This is a genomic window from Sphingomonas chlorellae (genome assembly GCF_056485145.1).
In genome coordinates this window covers 1,124,459-1,144,118 of the sequence record NZ_JBQXXM010000001.1, presented here as the reverse complement: position 1 = coordinate 1,144,118, position 19,660 = coordinate 1,124,459, and the positions used below count along the sequence as shown (strand labels likewise).

Genomic DNA, 19,660 nt, shown 5'->3' with positions numbered 1-19,660 from the left:
CGATCGTCCGTGCGCATCGCCGACCGGCATGGCAGCGGCGATGCGCCGGGGTCAAGCGCACCGGTCAGGCCGGCCTCCCGCCCCGGCAGCGCGGACGGGGGAACGCCCCCGCCCGCTCGCGCGCCCGCTCAGTAGCGATAGCTCAGCCGCATCATATAGGTCCGGCCCGGCTCCAGATAATCCTTCTGATAGCTGGGGTTATCGCCCTTGGTCGTATAGTATTTCCAGTCGTCGAGCAGGTTGCCGATGTCGAAATCGACCGCCAGGTTCGCGTTGATGTTGTACCGCGTATGCAGGTCGACGCTGCGGTTGTGCTGCACCCACTTGTCGACGGCGTTGTCGCGTAGGTCCTCGATATACTTGCCGCGGTAATTGTACGACAGCTTCATCTCGAAGCCATATTTCTGATAGGTGATCGCCGCGTTGTACAAAACGTGCGGCGTGTTGACGAACCGCATCTTCTGCCCGTTGCGATAATCCAGCCCGCTCTCGGCGCTGCTGTGCTGCAACGTCAGATTGCCTTCGAAGCCGAAGCCGTCGAACGGCGCCGCCAGCCCGGTGAACTGCTTGATGAGCCCCAGCTCGACGCCATAGATCTCGGCCGTCTTGCCGTTCTTCGGCTCGGTGATCTCGATCGTCCCCTGCCGCGTCGACGCATTCACCTGGTTGCCGTTGGTAAAGATGAAATGGTCGATGTGCTTGAAATAGGCTGCGGCCGAAACGACGCTCGTCGCGTCGGGATAATATTCGACCGACAGGTCGGCATTGTACGACTTTGCGGGCTTCAGGTCGGGGTTGCCGCGGCTGATCGACACGATCTCCTTGGTGACGGGATCGCGGCCGATCGACTGGCTCGCCGCCACGCTGCCATATTCGGGCGGCGAATAGCCGGTCCACAGCACGCCGCGCACCACCGCCTTGTCGGCCGGCTGCCAGATCGCGGTGACGCTCGGCAACACCACCGTCGTGCTGCGGTCGGTGGTGGCAAAGCCCCGGGCCGCGCCGTCGTCGGACCAGAATTCGTTGTGCGTGCGGCGATGCTCGACGCGCGCGCCCGCGATCACGCGCAAAGGATCGGTGCCGAACTGCGCGAGCAGATAGCCGGCATAGACATTCTCGCGGTTGCGCTTGTCGTCGCGCAGCAGCTCGTCGGGCGACGGCGTCGATCCGCTCGCCTTCTGTGCGGCGTCGATCGCGGCGATCACCGCGGCGCGGCGGAAGATGTCGCCATAATAATATTCGCCGTTGAGCATGCTGGTGACCTGCTTCTCCACCAGCCCCGAATCCTTCAGGTTTTTGCCCGCCAGCGGCGTGCCGGTCAGGTCGCCGCTCCAGATCGGCGTCGAATCGTATCGGCGCGACGACCGCATCCATTTGACGCCCGCGCTCACATGATCGATCCACCCGCCGATGTCATAGCGCGCGTCGAGCTTCAGCGCGACGCGCCCGTCGGTCTGTTTCCAGCGGTCATGGCTCGCCCCGTCAAAGGGGAGCAACGACGAATCGCGTTCGACGTTGGCGGCAAAGGCGGGCAGGCTGGCATGCGGGAAGCGCGGGTCGTTCGACACCCAGTCGATCCCCGTCGCGTTCAGCGGATAGGCGCAGGCATCGCAATTATAGCTGATCGAATAGTTGTCCGGCGCCTGGCGCAGCCCGCCGCTATAGCTGGCGCTATAGCTCAGGTGGAGCGCGTCGAGGTCGCTCTTGCCGCCCAGTTCGATCGTGCCCAGCGTCTGGTTGACGTCGATCGTCGAAAAATTGCGCGCGAACTGGAACGCCTGCGGGTTCCACACGCCCGACCGGCCGTTCAGCGACCAGTATTGCTTCGAATTGCGGTCGGCGTCGGTGATCGCGCCGTCGCCGTCGACATCGACGATCTGGCGCGTGGTATAGCTATAGATGCGCCCCTTGGGCCCCACGCCGATCACCGCCTGGTCGGGCTGGATCAGGCTGGTGTCCTCGGGGTTCACCTGCGTCAGCCGCCGGGTCTTGCGGTTGCGGTAATCGGTGGTGTCGTTGGTGCCGCGCAGTTCCTGGCGCGCGAACTGGCCGCGCAGATAGAGTTGCGTCGCGTCGCCGTGCCAGTCGATCGAGAAATTGCCGCCATAGCGCGTCTGCTTCACCCGGCGGTAATCGAGGTCGATGCCCGGCAGGTGCATGTTGCGCTCCGAAATCGGCTCGATCGAATCCTTGCGCCAGATGTGCGGCTCCCACTCGCCGTCATTCTCGGTTTCCTGGCCGTTGCCGTGGCTGACGCCGTAATAGCCCGAAACGAACACGCCGACGCGCTCGCCGATGCGCGTGCCGAAGTCGAGCTGGCCCAGATAATTGGCGCTGTCCTCGCCCGCCGAATGTGCGCGGCCGTTCAGCCCGGCGCTGGCATAGGCGCGCAGCACCATCGGCTCGCGGAAATCGAACGCGGTCGGCGTGCGGAAATCGATCGTGCCGCCGATCGCGTCGCCGTCCTGGTCGGGGGTCAGCGTCTTGGTGACGCGGATCGACGCCAGCCCGTTGGGCGGCAGCACGTTGAGCGACACGTCGCGGCTCGCCGGGTCGGTCTGCGCGACGCGCACGCCGTTGACCAGCACCGCGTTGTACGTGCCCGACAGGCCGCGCACGGTGACATATTCGCCCTCGCCCGTGTCCTGGTTGACGATCACGCTCACGCCGGGCAGCCGCGCGATCGCGTCGGCGACATTGGCGTCGGGCAGCTTGCCCAGGTCGTCGGCCGACACCACGTCGACGACGCTGTCGGCCTCGCGCTTCTCGCGGATCGCGGCGAGCACGCCCAGCCGCTGGCCGGTGACGAGGATCTCGCTGTCGGTCTCGTCGTGCGCCGCGGGGCCGCGCTGGCCCTGCGCCTCGGTCTCGGCGGGGGCGGGCGCGCGCGTCGCGGGCGAAGGCTGCGCCTGCCCCTGCGCCAGCGCGGGTGCCGCGCTGCCGGCAAGGAGCAGCGCGACCGCCCCCGCCCTCAGCGTGCGGCGGTGCCCCCCGCGCCGCGCGGCCGGGTCGGCGGCAATCGTGCGGGCGGGCGTCGGTGCGGGTGCGCGCGGCGGCTCGGCCGGTGCGCGGCGGTGGTCGTGCAAGGATGCGGTGGTCATCGGAAAGCTCCCCCATCGTGGTGGCGGCCCCATGGCGGGGCGGCCGGGGGCCGACCGGCGCGGGCGCACGTCGTCGCCGTCGCGCGCGGGGATGGCCGCGCGCGTCGCCCGACGCTCCCGGTGGATCGACCTGTTTCGAACTTGGCTCACGCAAACGCCGCCGCTCGGCGACGCAACTGGTATAAACCAGTTTGAAATTACGCCCGCGTGACAGTCGAAAGCCGCGTTTCCATGATTTTTCGCAATGCAAATCCTACATGGATTCGGATCGGCGATTTTTTGCGCCGAACTGCGGCTTTCGTCCTCCGAACGACAAAAAACCGCGCCGGACTGCGGTGTCCGGCGCGGTTTTTGTGGGCTTCGTCCCGCCGTTGGGCGGGGTTCAGGCTTCGGCGCGGATCAGCGACCCGAGCAGCGTGCGATAGCTGTCCAGCCCGGGCACCACCCAGTCGGGGCGCTTGCCCTGATCGTCGAATCGGCGCAGCAGCACCGCGTCGGCAAAGAACGGCCCCTGCTCGAACGCCAGCATTTCGGCGGGGTCCATCGGCCCGCCCTGCAGCTTCAGGCTCAGCGCCGACGCCCCGCTCAGCGCCTCCTGATAGCCTGGTTCGGCGGCGCACAGATAGCGTTTGGCATCGACGTGCAGCCGCACCGGCTCGGTCACTTCGGGGGGAAAGGCGCGCGCCAGGAACGCCGCGCCGCTCACCTCGTGCCGCCCGTCGATTCCACGATATTCTGCCGCGTTTCCAGCATCATCCATGAACTGCCCGACATCGTGGAGCAGCGCCGCGGCGATCATTTCGGGGCCGCATCCCGCCTGCCGCGCCAGCTCGGCGCACTGCAGCGCATGCGCCCGCTGCGACGCGTGCTCGCCATAATGCGCATCGCCGAATCGCTCGAACAGGGTGAAGATCGCCTCGACCATATCCGCTTGCATTCGTCCGCCACCCCTGCCTTGCCGGCGACCGTGCCGATCCATCATCGGCGCGCGTCGTCGCTGTCTCGAATCCGTCGTCAAACTGGACTAGACCAGCCTCGATTGCGGCACGCCTAGCGTGTCGGACGTTGGAGGGGAACCCATGATCGGATCGACAAGGCGAGATTTTCTGAACCTGTCCGCCACCGCCGCCGGCACGACGCTGCTCACGGGCCTGATCGACCGCGCGCTGGCGATTCCCGCGCACCGCCGCACCGGCTCGATCGCCGATGTCGAGCATGTCGTCATCCACATGCAGGAAAACCGGTCGTTCGACCATTATTTCGGCGTTCTCAACGGTGTACGCGGCTTTGGCGACCCTCGCCCGCTCCGCCTGGCCGGCGGGCGCAACGTCTGGGCACAGCCTTCGCCGCAGCATCCCGACGGGCACGTCCTGCCCTATCACGGCGATTCGAAGACGACGCGCGCGTTCAAGGTCGACGGCGCCGACCAGTCGCACCGCGAGAACACGCACATCTTCAACCGCGGCCGTTTCGATCGCTGGGGACACAGCGGCGAGCTGCACCACCGGATGCTCCATTACGGCCCCGGCGACCTGCCCTTCTACTATGCGCTCGCCGACGCCTTCACGATCTGCGACGCCTATCACTGCTCGACGATGACGCAGACCTATCCCAACCGGCTGCACCTGTTCACCGGGTGCAACGGCGGCGGTGCGGTCGGCGGCGAGCCGCAGATGCACAATTACGGCGAGGATGAAACGCCCAGCGCCGACATGGCGACCGACCAGCCGCTTCGCCCCGACGCCTATCGCTGGACGACCTATGCCGAACGGCTCGAAGCCGCCGGCGTCGACTGGAAGGTCTATCAGGAATACGACAATTTCGGCGACAATCTGCTGTCGGTGTTCCCGCCCTTCCGCCCCTGCGCGCGCGATTCGTCGCTCTATCGCCGTGGCCGCGCCTGGGTGAGCGAGCACCGAAGCGGCGCCGACCGCACGCGCTCGGACGGCGAGCAACTGGTCGAGGCATTCCGCCGCGACGTGGCCGGCGGCACGCTGCCCCAGGTCTCGTGGATCGTCACCGCCGCCGACCTTTCCGAACACCCCACCGCCGAGCCCTCGAAGGGCGAACACATCACGGCGCGACTGATCGAGGCGCTGGTCGATCATCCGGAGGTGTTCGCGAGGACGGTGTTCATCCTCAACTATGACGAGGCCGGCGGCTTTTTCGATCACGTCCCGCCGCCGGTGCCGCCGCTCGACCGCGACCGGGGCATGAGCACGGTTCCCGTCGACGGCGAGGCAAAGACCTACCCCGCCGACGATCCGCTCGCCGCGGGCACGCACCCGATCGGCCTCGGCATCCGCGTTCCCGCGATCATCGTCTCGCCCTGGAGCCGCGGGGGCTTCGTTTGCTCGGAACTGTTCGATCACACCTCGGTGCTGCGCTTCCTCGAAAAGCGCTTCGGCGTGCGCGAGCCCAATATCAGCGCGTGGCGGCGCAGCGTGTGCGGCGACCTGTCGTCGGCGTTCGACTTCGCGAATCCCGACGCCGATACGCGCGCGCTCAAGCTGCCCGCGACCGACGATTTCCGCGAACGCGTCGCGACATCGCTCGCCGGCACCGAAAATGCCGTTCCCGCGGTTCAGGTGCCGACGCGCCAGATGCCGGGGCAGCGCCCGCACCGGCCGCTGCCTTATCGGGTTGCCGTCGCGTCCGAAATCACCACGGCCGGGCGCCTGCGCGTCACGATGACGAACGGGGGCATCACCGGCGTCGTGATCGCGGTGCACGACAATCGCGGCAGCCTGGGCCCGTGGCACTATACGGTCGGCGCCGGTGCGCAACTGGCGAGCGAGCAATGGCACGACGCCGGGCTGCTCGACGCCTATGACCTGACGTTGCGCGGCCCCAACGGGCTCTGGTGCCGGCTGGCCGGCGGTTTCGCCGCCGACGCCCCGGCGTGCGAGGCGCAGGCGCTGGCGCGGCCCGATCTGGACGCGGTGGAGATTGCCCTGCACAACCACGGGACGATGCCCCAAACCTTCCTGGTCGCGCTCGACCCCGATTATCCGACGCTCGGCGACCGCCGCCGCCGCGTGTCCGTGGCTCCGGGCAAGACGGTGCGCGACCTGTGGCGGGTCGACCGCAGCGACCATTGGTACGACCTCAGCATCACCGTGGAAGGCGATTCGGCCTTTCTCCGCCGGTTCGCCGGCAAGGTGGAAACCGGCCGCGCGGGGCGCACCGATCCGGCGATCGGCCGCATGCGGCTGACGGCATGACCTGGCGGCTTACCCTGCGCCGCCGCGTCGCACCGCTGCTCGCGCTGCCGCTCGTCGTCGCCGTCACGGCTGCGGCGCCGGCCGGCAACGATGACGGCCCCTATCTCCCGCGCACCAGTCTCCCCGACGCGATCGCGATCCTGCCGCCGCCGCCCGCCCCGGGCAGCGCGGCGGCGCGCGCCGATCAGGCGGTGTTCGCCGCGACGCGTGCGCTCGCGGGGAGCGCACGCTGGCGGATCGCGACCGACGACGTCACCAACGCCCCGCTCGATCGCTTCGCCTGCGCGATCGGTGTGCAGCTCGATGCGCATCGCGCGCCGGCGCTGGCCCGGCTGCTCGACCGCATCGGCACCGGCGACCTCGTCGGCCCGGTCAAGGCGCATTACGCGGTGCGCCGCCCCTATCTCGGCGGCGACGCGCCGATCTGCGAGCCGCGCACCGCGCATCTTGCCGCCAATGGCGACTATCCTTCGGGCCATGCCGCCAATGGCTGGCTCGAAGGACTCGTGCTCGCGCAGCTGCTTCCCGGCCGCGCCGGGCCGATCCTCGCCCGCGCGCGCAGCTATGGCGAAAGCCGCGTCGTCTGCGGCTCGCACAGCGTCAGTGCGGTGCAGGCGGGGTGGCAGGCGGCGGCGATCACCTTTGCGCTGCTCCAGTCGCGGCCGGCCTTCCGGCGCGACCTCGCCGCCGCCCGCGCCGAACTCGCCCGCCTCGCGCCGGCCGCCCCCCGTCCGGACAGCGGCCAGTGCGCCGCCGAAACCGCGACGCTCGCCCAGCGTCCATGGTGAGCATCGGGCGTCATCAAAGCGTCGCAACTGGTCTATACCAGTCCGGCATGGACGCTGATCTTTCGGAAAACGACGCCGCCTCGTCGGGCGCACAGGGCGGGATTTCGTGGCCGGTGCTGATCGCCGGCGGCCTCGCCGCGTTCGGCGCTTACTTCGCCATGTACGCCTTCCGCAAGCCCTTTGCCGCCGCGACCTATGAGCATGTCGCGGGCTGGGACTTCGCACTCGACTACAAGACCGCGCTGCTGATCGCCCAGGTGTTCGGCTATGCCGCGTCGAAGTTCATCGGGATCCGCGTCATCGCCGAATTCGGGCGTCAGGGACGGGCGCTGGCGATCCTCGGCCTGATCGGCGCGTCATGGCTCGCGCTGATCCTGTTCGCCCTGCTGCCGCCGCCCTGGACGATCCTGTGCCTGTTCCTCAACGGCCTGCCGCTGGGCATGATCTGGGGGCTGGTGTTCAGCTATGTCGAGGGGCGCCGTACCTCCGAACTGCTCGGCTCGATGCTGTGCGCCAGCTTCATCCTGTCGTCGGGCGTGGTGAAGTCGGTTGCGGTGATGCTGATGCAGGCGGGGGTCGCCGAACGCTGGATGCCCGCCGCGACGGGGCTCGTGTTCGTGCCGCTGCTCCTCGTCTCGCTGTGGATCCTCGAACGGCTGCCCCCGCCCGATGCGCGCGACATCGCCGAACGGACCGAACGCGTGCCGATGCACCGGGCCGATCGTGCCGCCTTCCTGCGCGGCCACGGCACCGCGCTCGCACTGCTCGTCGCGGGCTATATCCTGCTCACCGCGATCCGCGACTTCCGCGACAGCTTCGCTGCCGAGATCTGGCGGGCACTGGGCTTCGGCGGCGTCGCCTCGGTCTTTTCGGCGAGCGAGCTTCCCGTCGCCGCGATCTCGCTTGCCGGGCTCGGCGCGCTGATGCTGGTGCGCGACAACCGGCGCGCGCTGCTCGCGATGCATGCGCTCGTCGTCGCGGGCGCGGCGCTGCTCGGGCTTGCCACGCTTGCATTCCAGTCGGGGTGGCTGTCCCCGCTCGCCTGGATGATCCTCACCGGCGCCGGGCTCTATCTCGCCTATACGCCCTTCAACGCGATGCTGTTCGACCGGATGGTCGCGGCGATCGGCCGCGCGGGCAATGCGGGCTTCCTCATCTACATCGCCGACGCCTCGGGCTATGCGGGCAGCGTCGCGCTGCTCCTCTATCGCAGCCTGGCCCAGCCGAAGATGGACTGGCTCCGCTTCTACATCGACTGCGCCTATACCGCCGCGGCGGCGGTCGCGCTGTTCACGATCGCTTCGGCGATCCACTTCGCGCGCAGCCGTCGCGCCACGCCGTCGCCCACGCGCGAGGCGGCCCATGGCTGACCCCGTCACCAGCGATGTCGTGATCGTCGGCGCCGGCATCGTCGGGCTGGCGCACGCGCTCGCCTGCGCCCGGCGCGGCCTGCGCGTCACCGTGATCGATCGTGACGCCCAGGCGAACGGCGCCTCGATCCGCAATTTCGGCTTCGTCACCGTCACCGGCCAGGCGCGCGGCACCGTCCATGGCCTCGCCCGCCGCAGCGCCGCGATCTGGCGCGAGGTCGCGCCCCAGGCGGGGATCGCGGTCGAACAGCAGGGACTGCTCCTCGTCGCCCAGCGGCCCGAGGCAGAGGCGGTGCTCGACGCGTTTCTCGCGACGGAGATGGGGCAGGACTGCGAACGTCTCTCCCCCGCCGCGAGCGCCGATCGCTTCCCGATGGTCCGCGACGCGCGCGCCGCGCTGTTCAGCCCGCACGACCTGCGCGTCGAATCGCGCGAAGCGATCCCGCGCCTCGCCGCCTGGCTCGCTGCCGCGCACGGCGTCCGCTTCGTGCGTCAGGCTGGGGTTCACCATGTCGAAAGCGGCCGCGTCGTCACCAGCGTCGGGCGCTTCGATGCCCCCGCGATCATCGTCTGCCCGGGCGATGCCGGCGCGGCGCTGTTTCCCGAGTTGTTCGCCGCGGCGCAGGTCACGCGCTGCAAGCTCCAGATGCTGCGGCTCGCGCCGCCGGGCTGGCGCCTGCCCGCACCGGTGATGAGCGACCTGTCGATGGTCCGCTATCTCGGTTACGCCGAACTGCCCGAGGCGGCGGCGCTCGAGGCCCGGCTCCGCGCGGAGCCCGCCGCGGCCGCGGCCCTCGCCGACGGCATCCACCTGATCGCGGTGCAGAGCGCCGACGGCAGCCTCGTCGTCGGCGACAGTCACCACTATGCCGCCACGCCCGACCCGTTCGGCGACGATCGGGTCGATGCCGCGATGCTGGCGCAGTTCGCCGCGGTGCTCGGCCCCGCGCCCGCGATCCGGCAGCGGTGGATCGGCACCTATGCCAGCGGACCGCAGCACAGCATCGTGCGGACGCCGGCGCCCGGCGTGCGGCTCGTCGTCGTCACCAGCGGCACCGGCGCCTCCACCGGCTTCGCGCTCGCCGAAACCGTGGTCGACGAACTGCTTGGGTGAAATCGGTCAGAAGGGGGAGATTCGCATGGTTCCGGGGCTGAAGGCGGTCGTGTTCGACTGGGCCGGCACGATGATCGATTTCGGCAGCCGCGCGCCCGTCGTCGCGCTGTGCCGCCTGTTCGCCGATGCCGGGATTCCGGTATCGGAGGCCGAGGCGAGGGCCGATATGGGTCGGGCAAAGCGCGATCATATCGCCGCGCTGCTCACCCATCCGCGCATCGCCGGGGAATGGATCGCCCGTCACGGCCACGCCCCCGGCGACAACGAGATCGACACGCTGTTCGCCCGGATCGAGCCGATGATGCGCGAGGCCGCCCGCGAATGCGCGACGCTGATCGACGGCGCCGCCGCGGTCGCGGCGCAACTCCGCGCGGCGGGTGTCCGCATCGGTTCGTGCACCGGCTATACGCGCGCGATGATGGCCGACATCCTGCCGGCGGCCGCCGAACAGGGCTATCGCCCCGACTGCGTCGTCTGCGCCGGCGACACCCCCGCGGGTCGGCCCTCGCCGCTGATGCTGTGGCAGAATCTGGTCACGCTCGGCGTCTGGCCCGCCTCCGCCTGCGTCAAGGTCGACGATGCCGAGGTGGGGATCGCCGAGGGGCTGGCCGCCGGCGTGTGGACCGTCGGCGTCGCCGCCAGCGGCAACGGCGTCGGCCTGTCCGCGGCCGCACTCGCGGCGCTTCCCGCCGAGGAGCGCGAGGCGCGCATCGCTGCGGCGCGCGACCGTCTGCTAGCCGCCGGGGCACATGCCGTCATCGACACGGTCGCCGATCTGCCCGCATTGCTCGCCGGCCCGTTCGGCGAATATCTCCAGGGCTAGGCATCGCCCGGCGCCAGCCCCGCACATTGTCGCGCCAGCCAGTCGCGTTCGGCGGGGGGCGGCGCCAGTGCAAGCGCGGCGGCATAGCTCGCGCGTGCCGCGGCGATGCGCCCCAGCCGTCGCAACAGGTCTGCGCGCACCGCATGGAATGCCAGGTAACGCTCCGTCGCCGGCCCGGCGAGCGCATCGACCGCGGCAAGCGCCGCCGCCGGTCCCGCCACCTCGGCCAGCACGACGGCGCGGTTGATCCGCACCACCACGTCGTCGCGTATCGCCACCAGCCGATCATAAAGCGCGAGCAGTTCGGCCCAGGGCGGCGGCTCGGCCAGCGACCGGCGGCGGCACCATGCCCGCTGCAGCGCCGCCTGCACCCCGCGCGGGGTGTCGAGCAGCGCCGCGCCCGCCGCGTCCGCCTGCGCATCGGCCTGCGCGATCAGCGCGCGGCGGAAGCGCTGCGGGTCCTGTTCGGACAGCGGCACCATGCCCCCCGCCGCATCAAGCCGCGCGGGCCGCCGCGCCTCGGCATAGCGCACCAGCGCCGCCAGCGCGCGCACCTCGGCCGCGTCGGGCAGCAACGCGGTGAGGATCGTCGTCAGATGCAGCACCTCCGCCGCAAAGCCGGCATGGGCGCTGCGCCCCGCCGCGTCCTCGTGCGCCTTGGCATAGGCGAGCTCGAGCGTGGTGAGCACCGCTTCCAGCCGCTCGGGCCAGGCCGCGGGCGCGGGCAGTTCGAACGCGATTCCCGCCTGCGCGATCTTGCGCTTGGCCCGGACCAGCCGCTGCGCCAGCGTCGGCTCGGGGATCAGCAGCGCCCGCGCAATCTCGGCGGTGCTCAGCCCGCAGACGAGCCGCAGCGTCAACGCCGCCCGCGATTCGGGCGCCACCGCCGGGTGGCAGCAGATAAAGATCAGCCGCAGCCGCTCGTCGGGGATCGCATGGCCGTCGGCCGCCAGCATCGCCTCGGCGCTCGGCACCGGATCGGGCGGCGGCGGCATCGGCTGCCGCGCCCGGACCGCGTCCCGGCGCAGCCGGTCGAGCACCACGCGTTCGGCGACGCGATAAAGCCACGCGGCAGGATCGTCGGGGATGCCGCGCTCGGGCCAGTGGCGCAGCGCCCGGACACAGGCTTCGGCAAAGCCGTCCTCGGCGCATGACAGGTCGCGAAAGCGCGCGGCGAGCGCGGCGACGATGCGCCCGCCCGCCGCACGGAACACCCGGTCGAGTGCGGCGCCGTTCACTCGTCGATCAACGGCCGAACCTCGATCGACCCGTCGCCGATCAACGGCACCTCGCGCGCAATCGCCAGCGCGGCGTCCAGGTCGGGAACGTCGATCAGGTAAAAGCCGCCCAGTTGCTCCTTGGCCTCAGCGAAGGGGCCGTCATGCACATGCTTGCCGCCGCCGGCGGTCCGCACCGTCGTCGCGGTCGCGGTCGGGCGCAGCCCGGCCCCGCCGACGCGCCGGTCGCCCAGCCCCTGCGCAAAGGCCTGGTGCCGCGCGATATGGTCGCGCAGCAGCTTGCCGTCCTCTTCCGGGCCATAGGCGGCTTCGTCTTCATAGATGAACAGCGCGAACTTCATCGTCCTTCCCCTTCCGATCGGGCACCATAATCGGTCGGCCCGCACGGGAAAGACGCGGTGACAGCACGCGGATCGACAGCCGCACGCAAAAAAATCGCATCGGTCGCGAACGGGACCGATGCGGCACGCAAATCGACGCGCGACCGCCGAAGCGGCCGGTTATCACTCGGTTTTCGGGAAATGCCCGGCCGAAGCGGGGAGCCATATGGCGGAGAGGGAGGGATTCGAACCCTCGGTACGGTTACCCGCACAACGGTTTTCGAGACCGCCCCGATCGACCACTCCGGCACCTCTCCGCAATGGGGCGACACGCTTGGTTTCCGTCGGGGATTTCCGTCGGGACACCGGCGCGCCGGTCGATTGGAGGCGCGCCACTAGCCCAAGGTTTCGGGTTGTGCAAGCGTCATTCTTGCCCTTCGCCGTCGGCACCCTAAATTATTTGTATGAATCGTTCGGATCTCGCCCTGCCCGACACCGCCCTGCGCGCCGCGCTGCCGCTCCCCGAAGTCGCCACCGCGCGCTTCGGCATCGGCGACGTGGTACGCCACCGCAGCTTTGATTTCCGCGGCGTGGTGTTCGATGTCGACCCGGTCTTCGCCAACAGCGACGAATGGTACGAATCGATCCCCGAGGCCGTCCGCCCGCGCAAGGACCAGCCCTTCTACCATATCCTCGCCGAAAATGCGGAGGCGAGCTATGTCGCCTATGTCAGCCAGCAGAACCTCGAGGCCGACGACAGCGGCGAGCCCGTCGACCACCCCGCGATTCGCGATCTGTTCAACGAGGACGATGACGGTCGCTACCGGCTGAAGCCCCAGCACCGCCATTAACCGGCACCGCCATTAAGGCGTAGGCGCGGCCGAAGCGCGCGCGACGCGGCGCATCGCCGCCGCGTCCGGACGCCGGCCACCCGGCGGGGCGGCATAAATTGCCCCCCGCGCCCCCGTTGGCGGTTGACTCGAACCCTGCCTTACCTTAGGTGCGCCTTTCCTTCCTGCTCGGGTGCTGCCCGCGCGGGCACACGCATTTTGGGTTGAGAAGAAAGCCATGTTCGCAGTCGTGCGCACGGGCGGCAAGCAGTATCGCGTTGCCGCGGGAGACAAGATCGTCGTCGAGAAGCTCGAGGGCGAAGCCGGTTCGACCATCACGCTGGGCGACGTTCTGCTCGCCGGTGAAGGCAGCGAACTGAAGCCCACCCAGGGTCTGACCGTTTCGGCGGAGATCATCGCGCAGGCGAAGGGTGAAAAGGTCATCATCTTCAAGAAGCGCCGCCGCCACAACTATCGTCGTCGCAACGGCCACCGTCAGCAGCACACCATCCTGAAGATCACCGCCATCGGCGGGCAGGAAGGTTAAGGCACGCGCGGTTCGAGATCGAGGAGTTTAGGAAATGGCACATAAGAAGGCAGGCGGTTCGTCCCGCAACGGTCGCGACTCTGCGGGCCGTCGTCTCGGCGTGAAGAAGTTCGGTGGCGAAGCCGTCGTCGCCGGCAACATTCTCGTGCGTCAGCGCGGCACCAAATTCTATCCGGGCGTGAACGTGGGCATGGGCAAGGACCATACCCTTTTCGCGCTCGTGAACGGCCGCGTGTCGTTCAAGGAAGGCAAGCTTGGCCGCAAGTTCTGCTCGGTGGAAATGATTGCGGAGGCTGCCGAGTAACATCGGGCAACCGGCCGGGTTGCCCACCAGGGCGACCCGGGTCCGCACGGACCAACGCAAAAAGGGAGACGGGTCGCCCCGGCTCCCTTTTTTCGTGCTCCCTCCACCCGCGCTGTCGCATGGCCGTCACTGAAAACGGGCATGGGCGCGCCGAGACCGAGGAGAGTGGTCATGTTCGTGCGTACGCAGAGACTGACATTAAGGCCCGGCTGGAACGAGGATGCCCCCGCGATCGCCCGCGCGATCGGCCATGCCCAGGTTTGCGAGCGGCTGGCGCAGGTTCCCTGGCCCTATGAGTTGACCGAGGCGCAGGCGTTTCTCGCCGCGCAGCGCGAGGCGCGCTATCCGGCGCTGCTGATCTTCGAACATGTGGGACCGGAGGTCCGGCTGATCGGCGCAACCGGCATCAACGCCCGCGACGACGGCAGCCATGCGCTCGGCTATTGGCTCACCCCCGCCGCCTGGGGGCGCGGCTATGCGACCGAGGCGGCGGCAGGCGTCGTGCGGATGGCGCGCGAATCGCTGCGGCTCAAGCGGCTCGTCGCCGAACATTTCATCGACAACCCCGCCTCGGGGCGCGTGCTCCGCAAGCTCGGCTTCCGTCCGACCGGGGCGGTGGTGCCGCGTTTTGCCCGCGCGCGCGGATGCGAGGTCGCCAGCGTGCTGTTCGAACTCGATCTTCAGGCCGATGCGCCCGATCGATGCCACGGGATCGAACGTATCGCCGCCTGACCCTCGGCCGGATTCCGGCCGCTCTCCGCCCTGCCCCGCCGCCGGCCGCTGCCGTGCGGCGGGGCCGGTGCCGTCACGACCGGGCGGGCACCGGCTGCCCCGCCAGCGCCGGGTCGTCGGCCGCCACGAGCAGATGGCGGTCATCATGCTGCCACGGGTGGAAGCCAGGCATGAAGAACGCCAGATACTGTCCCGCCACGCGCCGCGCGAGCCCCGGCGTGCCAAAGGCATACCAGAACAGCCGCCACCAGATGCGCGGGCCGCGCAGCCCGTCCTGCCGCAACAACTCCAGGATGCCGCGCCGCCGCCCGTTGAAGAAATGAACGCTGGTGAGCAGCATCACGCTCGCCTTCATCCGCCACCGCTGCCACCGGCTCCAATCGCGCGTGGCGTGCAGCCAGGTGTCATAGGCGACGCCCTTGTGCTCGATCTCCTCGACCGCGTGCCAGCGCCACAGCGCCGCCGCGTGCGGGTCGGCGCCCTTCAGGTGGCGCGGATCGGCGAGCAGTTCGTGCGCCAGGATCGCCGTGAAATGCTCCAGGCACATCGTCGCCGCCAGGCTCGCGATCGGCGGCCGCGTGCGCGCCAGCGCAAGCTGCTTGTCGACATCGGCTTCGAGCGAGTCAACGACATAGCCCTGCTGCGTCACATGGCGGTTGAACGCCAGATGCTCGCGGCTGTGCACCACTTCCTGTCGGATGAACGCCGCGATCTCGGCATCGAGGCGCGGCGGCACGCCGGCACGAAACTGGCGCACGCTGTCGATGAAAAAGCCCTCTCCCTTCGGAAAAGTGACTGAAAGCGCATTGTAAAATGCGGTCGCGACGGGGTCGTCATCCAGCCACCATCGCCGCTGGTCTACGCCTCGACCAAAGCGCCGGTCGCGCGGCGTGATGGTGACCTTGGCAGGAGTCTTTGCTTTCGGCATGCAATTGCTCCACTAGCGTTCGCTTCCTTTTTACCAGAAGCCGATGGTGATATTAACACCAATGTCAAAAAATGCACGCAAGCGTCTCTCGCCCGAAGAATCGCGCGACGCGGCGCTTGAGGCGGCCCGGACGCTGCTGCTCGAATCGGGGCCGCAGGCGGTGACGCTCAAGGCCGTTGCTGCGGCGATGGGGCGCACCCATGCCAATCTGCTCCATCATTTCGGCAGCGCCGCGGGGCTGCAAAAGGCGCTTGCCGCGCGCCTGGCCGCCTGTGTCACCGCCAAGATCGGGGCGGCGGTGCTCCGTTCGCGCGAGCAGGACGAGGATCCGCGCGAGGTGGTCGAACTCGCCTTCGACGCCTTCGATCGCGAAGGCGCGGGCGCGCTCGCCAGCTGGATGCTGCTCAACGGCAACGAGGATGCGCTCGACCCGATTCTCGAGGCGATCCACCGCCTGCTCGACGAAATCGGCCCTACCGATGCGCTGGGGCCTGAGGCGCTGCGCGAACGCACGCTTCAGATCACATTGATGGCGCTCGGCGATGCGCTGCTCGGCGGGCCGATGGCGCGCGCGCTGGGGCTGCCGCGCGATCGGGCGCGCGAAATCGCGGTGCGTCAGTTGCGGGACTGGGCGGCGGCGGCGCCGGCGGGCGCGGTCCAGGGCTGACGCGCGGCGGCTATTCGGCGGCGACGCGCGTGCCGCGATCGACCTGCATCGCCTCGTCGATCGCCTTGGCTAGCCCGGCGAGCGTATAGGGCTTGCGCAGCACCGTGTGGCCGCCGAACGTCGCGGCATCGACATCGCCGGCAAAACCGGTGACGAACAGCACGCCGACATCGCCGATCCGCTCGCCCAGCGCCGCGATCATCTCCGGTCCCGTCTGTCCGGGCATCAGCACGTCGCTGACGATCAGGTCGAGCGCGGGCATCGCCTCGATCACATGCGGCACGGCGATCGGGTCGGTGCAGGTGGTGACGCGGTGGCCCAGTTCCTCGATCGCGCTCTTGGTCGCGGTCAGCACGCGCGGATCGTCCTCGACGACCAGGATGTCGAGCGCCGCGGGCCGCCCCGCCCCGACCGGCACGGGCACCGGCACGGCCGGTGCCAGGGCGGGCGCCGCCGGGCTCACCGCCACCGGCGCAGCGGCGGCCGGCAGCGCCGTCGGCGACGGCGTCATCCCGCCCGTTTCCGCCTCGCCGGCGGCCGCCGCGGCGACGTGGCGCGGCATGTACAGCGTCACGCGCGTGCCGCGCCCGATCGCGGTCTCGATCCCGATCTCGCCGCCCGACTGGCGCACGAAGCCGAAGATCTGGCTGAGGCCCAGCCCCGTGCCCTTGCCCACCGGCTTGGTGGTAAAGAACGGTTCGAACACGCGCTCGAGCACTTCGGGCGGCATGCCGCAGCCGGTGTCGGCGACGGTGATCGTCACATATTCGCCGGCTGCGCACTCGCCCACCTGCCCCGCCGCCAGCATCGCGCCCGCCGTGGTGATGGTCAGCGTGCCGCGCCCGTCCATCGCGTCGCGCGCGTTGACCGCCAGGTTGAGCAGCGCATTTTCCAGCTGGTGCCGGTCGACATGGATGCGCCATCCGGTCCCGGCGTCGCGCGTCACGACGCGGATCGTGTCGCCCAGCGTGCGGTCGAGCAGCTCGTGCATCCCCGCGATCAGCGCCGATGCCTCCACCGGCTCGGGCAACAGCGCCTCGGCGCGCGAAAAGGCGAGCAGCCGCCGGGTCAGCGCGGCGGCGCGGTTGGCGCCCTCCATCGCGTTCTCGATGTGGCGCTGCGCGTCGGGGCCGTTGCTGTGCAGGTGCCGCTTGGCGAGTTCCAGCCCGCCCAGCACCACCGCCAGCATGTTGTTGAAATCGTGCGCGATGCCGCCGGTCAGCTGGCCCACCGCCTCCATCTTCTGCACCTGGCGGAGCTGGGCTTCGGCCTGTTCGCGCTCGCGCGCCTCGCTGCGCAGTTCGGCGGTCGCGGCCTCGACCGCGGCCTGAAGCTGCTCGGCCCGCGCGCGCTCGGCCTCGGCCTCGGCATCGGCGCGCGCGCGCTGGCCCTCGGCCTCGATCGCCATCCAGCCGATCAGGATCGCGCCCAGCACGATCAGCACGCCGAACCCCATCAGGACGTGCGACGCGACGCTCGAATTCTCGACCAGATCGGCCGCCGCCTGTGTGCGGGCGCGCAGCAGCGTGCGCTCCGAATCGACGATCTGCCCCACCAGCGCCTCGACCTGCTGGCGCGCCGGGCTGTTGCGCACGCGGTAATAGCTGCCCCAGGCGTCGTTGTGGCGCTTGAAGGTCGAATAAAGCGCGGTTTCGTTGAGTTCCTTGCCGCGCTGGTCGAAGGCGCTGCGCAGCCGGGCGATCTGCGCCTGCTGGCGCGGGCTGTCGCCGGTCAACTGGCGCAACCGCGCGAGCTGGTCGCCCGCGCGCGTCCATTGCTCGGTATATTCCTGGCCCAGCGTGCGGTCGCCGCTGACGACATAGCGTCCCAGCGCCGCTTCCGCCGAAGAGATCGCGCCCGACAGTTCGCGCGCGCGCATCACCACTTCGAACGTGTGCTGCTGGCGCGCGATCGCCAGGTCGCGCTCGCGGTCGCTGCGCTGCTGGAGCAGGATGAGCGCGGCAAGCACCCCCAGCCCCAGCACCGCCAAGGCGCCGAGCAGAAGGATCCGCCAGTTCGTCATGTGACGAACACGATCGATCAGGGTGCCCTGTCCCTCGCTCATCCGGCGCCTATCCTAGGCTTTTCGGCGGCGGCTGAAAAGCTGCGGTTTGCCCTCAGCCGAGGACGCCGACCGCCTTGCCCGCCGCCTCGAACATGCCCAGCACGCGATCGATCTGCTCGCTCGTGTGCTCGGCGCACAGCGAGCAGCGCAGCAGATAGGTGCCGGCCGGGGTCGCGGGCGGGCGCGCCATGTTGACGTACAGCCCGTTATCGAGCAGCGCCTGCCACATCCGCACCGCCTGTTCCTGGTCCTCCAGGATCACCGCGATGATCGCCGAATCGGGCGTCGCGGTGCCCAGGCGGAAGCCCATCTGCGTCAGCCCGCCGTGCAGCCGGCGCGCATTGTCCCACAGCCGCGCGCGCTTTTCGTGCGCGTGGCGCAGCTTGCGGATCGACGTCGCGGCGGTCGCGACCACCGACGGCGGCAGCGACGCGGTGAAGATATAGGGGCGGCACGCCAGCCGCACCGCCTCGAACTTGGGATGGTTCGAGACACAGAAGCCGCCGACCGTGCCGACCGACTTGGAAAAGGTGCCGACGACGAAATCGACCTGCCCCTCCAGCCCCTGGTCCTCGTACACGCCGCGCCCGTTGGGACCGAAAAAGCCCATCGAGTGCGCTTCGTCGACAAGCACCATCGCGCCGTGCTTCTTCGCTACCGCGACCATCTCGCGCAACGGGGCGATGTCGCCCAGCATCGAATAGACGCCCTCGAGCACGACGAGCTTGCCCGGCTCGACCGGCAGGCGGCCCAGCCGCTTGTCGAGATCCTCGACCGAATTGTGGCGGAAGCGGACGATCTCGGCATTGCCCATCGAACAGCCGTCATAGATCGACGCATGGCTATCGGCGTCGAGCACGACATATTCGCCCTTGCCCGCCAGCGTGCTGATCATGCCCAGATTGGCCTGATAGCCGGTCGAAAACACGATCGCGCCGCTGGTGCCATAGAATTCGCGCAGCGCCGCCTCGGCTTCCATATGGTCGCGGAAGGTGCCGTTGAGCATGCGGCTGCCGTTGGTTCCCGAACCAAAGGTCTTCAGCGCCTCGATCCCCGCCGCGATCACGTCGGGGTCAAAGGTCATGCCCATATAGTTGTAGGTGCCGAGCAGGATCGTGTCGCGGCCCTTGATCACCGCCTCGGTCGGCGACTTCACCTGGTCCATCACGATCGCGAACGGATCGGTCACGCCGCTGTCGAGCAGCTTCTGGCGTTCGGCGATCAGGCCGTCGAACTTGCTCATCAGGTCGCCCGTCGCGGGCGCCCCGTCGGTACGCAGCATTTCGGTCACTTGGCTCAGCCCTTCAGCTTGGCGACCGCGTCGACGAGCTGGCCGACGGTCTCGATCTCGGCCTGCATGTTCATCGTGATGATGATGTCGAACTCGTCCTCGATCGCCGCGACGAAATCCATCACGGTCAGGCTGTCCCACTCCAGGTCGCCGGCAAAGCTGGTGGAGTCCGTCAGCGCGATGCCCTTCTTGTTGAACGGCTCGATCAGGCGGGAGACGGTCTGGAAGATTTCGGCGCGGTCGCTCACGGTCATTCCTTGAATGGTGGTTCGAGGCCCGCCCTGCCAAGCAAATGCGGCGGGGTTTGGGCGAACGGCG

The 19,660-nt window shown here is 69.2% G+C and carries 18 protein-coding genes and 1 tRNA gene; 10 read left to right on the top strand and 9 right to left on the bottom strand.

From position 1 onward, the window contains the following. Window positions 1-128: 128 nt before the first annotated feature. Both ACT3CF_RS05305 and ACT3CF_RS05300 read right to left on the bottom strand, forming a co-directional pair. Window positions 129-3,101 (bottom strand): TonB-dependent receptor, encoded by a 2,973-nt coding sequence (locus ACT3CF_RS05305; protein WP_478420894.1) that lies wholly within the window; start codon window positions 3,099-3,101, stop codon window positions 129-131. Window positions 3,102-3,483: 382 nt separating this feature from the next. Continuing rightward, on the bottom strand, window positions 3,484-4,038 hold the full coding sequence (locus ACT3CF_RS05300; RefSeq protein WP_478420892.1) for an HD domain-containing protein: 555 nt from the start codon (window positions 4,036-4,038) through the stop codon (window positions 3,484-3,486). 142 nt (window positions 4,039-4,180) lie between these two features. On the opposite strand from ACT3CF_RS05300, the gene ACT3CF_RS05295 reads away from it, so the two are divergent. From ACT3CF_RS05295 to phnX, 5 genes are read left to right on the top strand one after another with little or no spacing between them, the layout of a single operon-like run. Then, window positions 4,181-6,325 (top strand): phosphocholine-specific phospholipase C, encoded by a 2,145-nt coding sequence (locus tag ACT3CF_RS05295; protein WP_478420890.1) that lies wholly within the window; start codon window positions 4,181-4,183, stop codon window positions 6,323-6,325. Then, window positions 6,322-7,113 (top strand): acid phosphatase, encoded by a 792-nt coding sequence (locus ACT3CF_RS05290; protein WP_478420889.1) that lies wholly within the window; start codon window positions 6,322-6,324, stop codon window positions 7,111-7,113. The genes ACT3CF_RS05295 and ACT3CF_RS05290 overlap by 4 nt, the downstream gene beginning before the upstream one ends. Before the next feature lie 47 nt (window positions 7,114-7,160). Next, window positions 7,161-8,483, top strand: a complete 1,323-nt coding sequence (locus ACT3CF_RS05285; protein WP_478420888.1) for a DUF5690 family protein — start codon at window positions 7,161-7,163, stop codon at window positions 8,481-8,483. Continuing rightward, window positions 8,476-9,597 carry a TIGR03364 family FAD-dependent oxidoreductase gene (locus ACT3CF_RS05280; RefSeq protein ID WP_478420887.1) on the top strand — a complete coding sequence of 374 codons (1,122 nt, stop codon included), beginning with the start codon at window positions 8,476-8,478 and terminating at the stop codon, window positions 9,595-9,597. Before ACT3CF_RS05285 ends, ACT3CF_RS05280 begins: the two co-directional genes overlap by 8 nt. Before the next feature lie 25 nt (window positions 9,598-9,622). Further along, entirely contained in the window at window positions 9,623-10,420 is a 798-nt protein-coding gene (gene phnX / locus ACT3CF_RS05275) for a phosphonoacetaldehyde hydrolase (protein ID WP_478420886.1), read from the top strand. Here the strand turns inward: phnX and ACT3CF_RS05270 are convergent. From ACT3CF_RS05270 to ACT3CF_RS05260, 3 genes are all read right to left on the bottom strand, one after another. Then, window positions 10,417-11,658, bottom strand: coding sequence for an RNA polymerase sigma factor (locus ACT3CF_RS05270; RefSeq protein WP_478420885.1), 1,242 nt, complete (start codon window positions 11,656-11,658; stop codon window positions 10,417-10,419). The two genes, phnX and ACT3CF_RS05270, sit on opposite strands and share 4 nt — an antisense overlap. Next, entirely contained in the window at window positions 11,655-11,999 is a 345-nt protein-coding gene (locus ACT3CF_RS05265; protein ID WP_478420883.1) for a YciI family protein, read from the bottom strand. The genes ACT3CF_RS05270 and ACT3CF_RS05265 overlap by 4 nt, the downstream gene beginning before the upstream one ends. Window positions 12,000-12,205: 206 nt before the next feature. Further along, window positions 12,206-12,295 (bottom strand) — tRNA-Ser (locus ACT3CF_RS05260). A 147-nt stretch (window positions 12,296-12,442) separates the two neighbouring features. Between ACT3CF_RS05260 and hspQ the strand changes: the two genes are divergently transcribed. From hspQ to ACT3CF_RS05240, 4 genes are all read left to right on the top strand, one after another. Beyond that, entirely contained in the window at window positions 12,443-12,829 is a 387-nt protein-coding gene (gene hspQ, locus ACT3CF_RS05255; protein ID WP_478420881.1) for a heat shock protein HspQ, read from the top strand. A 217-nt stretch (window positions 12,830-13,046) separates the two neighbouring features. Beyond that, window positions 13,047-13,355: a 50S ribosomal protein L21 gene (gene rplU, locus ACT3CF_RS05250; RefSeq protein ID WP_478420879.1), complete on the top strand. Its 309-nt coding sequence runs from the start codon at window positions 13,047-13,049 to the stop codon at window positions 13,353-13,355. Between the two features lie 34 nt (window positions 13,356-13,389). Beyond that, window positions 13,390-13,659, top strand: a complete 270-nt coding sequence (gene rpmA, locus ACT3CF_RS05245; protein ID WP_478420878.1) for a 50S ribosomal protein L27 — start codon at window positions 13,390-13,392, stop codon at window positions 13,657-13,659. A gap of 171 nt (window positions 13,660-13,830) precedes the next feature. Beyond that, a complete protein-coding gene (locus ACT3CF_RS05240; protein WP_478420877.1) occupies window positions 13,831-14,391 on the top strand; it encodes a GNAT family N-acetyltransferase in 561 nt (186 codons plus the stop codon). 73 nt (window positions 14,392-14,464) lie between these two features. Here the strand turns inward: ACT3CF_RS05240 and ACT3CF_RS05235 are convergent, their stop codons facing one another. Next, entirely contained in the window at window positions 14,465-15,319 is an 855-nt protein-coding gene (locus tag ACT3CF_RS05235) for a metal-dependent hydrolase (protein WP_478420876.1), read from the bottom strand. A 61-nt stretch (window positions 15,320-15,380) separates the two neighbouring features. Between ACT3CF_RS05235 and ACT3CF_RS05230 the strand changes: the two genes are divergently transcribed. Next, window positions 15,381-15,986, top strand: coding sequence for a TetR/AcrR family transcriptional regulator (locus ACT3CF_RS05230; RefSeq protein WP_478420875.1), 606 nt, complete (start codon window positions 15,381-15,383; stop codon window positions 15,984-15,986). Window positions 15,987-15,996: 10 nt separating this feature from the next. Here the strand turns inward: ACT3CF_RS05230 and ACT3CF_RS05225 are convergent, their stop codons facing one another. Genes ACT3CF_RS05225 through ACT3CF_RS05215 form a run of 3 tightly spaced genes read right to left on the bottom strand, consistent with a single transcriptional unit; the run spans window position 15,997 to window position 19,590 of the window. Then, the gene (locus ACT3CF_RS05225; protein WP_478420873.1) at window positions 15,997-18,051 is read right to left on the bottom strand and encodes an ATP-binding protein; all 2,055 of its coding nucleotides are present in this window, start codon (window positions 18,049-18,051) and stop codon (window positions 15,997-15,999) included. Between the two features lie 52 nt (window positions 18,052-18,103). Further along, on the bottom strand, window positions 18,104-19,333 hold the full coding sequence (gene spt, locus ACT3CF_RS05220) for a serine palmitoyltransferase (protein ID WP_478421361.1): 1,230 nt from the start codon (window positions 19,331-19,333) through the stop codon (window positions 18,104-18,106). A 14-nt stretch (window positions 19,334-19,347) separates the two neighbouring features. Continuing rightward, window positions 19,348-19,590, bottom strand: a complete 243-nt coding sequence (locus ACT3CF_RS05215; protein ID WP_478420872.1) for an acyl carrier protein — start codon at window positions 19,588-19,590, stop codon at window positions 19,348-19,350. Between the last annotated feature and the right edge of the window lie 70 nt (window positions 19,591-19,660).

Excerpts from the sequence above, each read along its gene's own strand:
- ACT3CF_RS05305 (WP_478420894.1), bottom strand. The coding sequence starts at position 3,101 with ATGACCACCGCATCCTTGCACGACCACCGCCGCGCACCGGCCGAGCCG.
- ACT3CF_RS05300 (WP_478420892.1), bottom strand. The coding sequence starts at position 4,038 with ATGCAAGCGGATATGGTCGAGGCGATCTTCACCCTGTTCGAGCGATTC.
- ACT3CF_RS05295 (WP_478420890.1), top strand. The coding sequence starts at position 4,181 with ATGATCGGATCGACAAGGCGAGATTTTCTGAACCTGTCCGCCACCGCC.
- ACT3CF_RS05290 (WP_478420889.1), top strand. The coding sequence starts at position 6,322 with ATGACCTGGCGGCTTACCCTGCGCCGCCGCGTCGCACCGCTGCTCGCG.
- ACT3CF_RS05285 (WP_478420888.1), top strand. The coding sequence starts at position 7,161 with ATGGACGCTGATCTTTCGGAAAACGACGCCGCCTCGTCGGGCGCACAG.
- ACT3CF_RS05280 (WP_478420887.1), top strand. The coding sequence starts at position 8,476 with ATGGCTGACCCCGTCACCAGCGATGTCGTGATCGTCGGCGCCGGCATC.
- phnX (WP_478420886.1), top strand. The coding sequence starts at position 9,623 with ATGGTTCCGGGGCTGAAGGCGGTCGTGTTCGACTGGGCCGGCACGATG.
- ACT3CF_RS05265 (WP_478420883.1), bottom strand. The coding sequence starts at position 11,999 with ATGAAGTTCGCGCTGTTCATCTATGAAGACGAAGCCGCCTATGGCCCG.
- hspQ (WP_478420881.1), top strand. The coding sequence starts at position 12,443 with ATGAATCGTTCGGATCTCGCCCTGCCCGACACCGCCCTGCGCGCCGCG.
- rplU (WP_478420879.1), top strand. The coding sequence starts at position 13,047 with ATGTTCGCAGTCGTGCGCACGGGCGGCAAGCAGTATCGCGTTGCCGCG.
- rpmA (WP_478420878.1), top strand. The coding sequence starts at position 13,390 with ATGGCACATAAGAAGGCAGGCGGTTCGTCCCGCAACGGTCGCGACTCT.
- ACT3CF_RS05240 (WP_478420877.1), top strand. The coding sequence starts at position 13,831 with ATGTTCGTGCGTACGCAGAGACTGACATTAAGGCCCGGCTGGAACGAG.
- ACT3CF_RS05235 (WP_478420876.1), bottom strand. The coding sequence starts at position 15,319 with ATGCCGAAAGCAAAGACTCCTGCCAAGGTCACCATCACGCCGCGCGAC.
- ACT3CF_RS05230 (WP_478420875.1), top strand. The coding sequence starts at position 15,381 with ATGTCAAAAAATGCACGCAAGCGTCTCTCGCCCGAAGAATCGCGCGAC.
- ACT3CF_RS05225 (WP_478420873.1), bottom strand. The coding sequence starts at position 18,051 with ATGAGCGAGGGACAGGGCACCCTGATCGATCGTGTTCGTCACATGACG.
- spt (WP_478421361.1), bottom strand. The coding sequence starts at position 19,333 with ATGCTGCGTACCGACGGGGCGCCCGCGACGGGCGACCTGATGAGCAAG.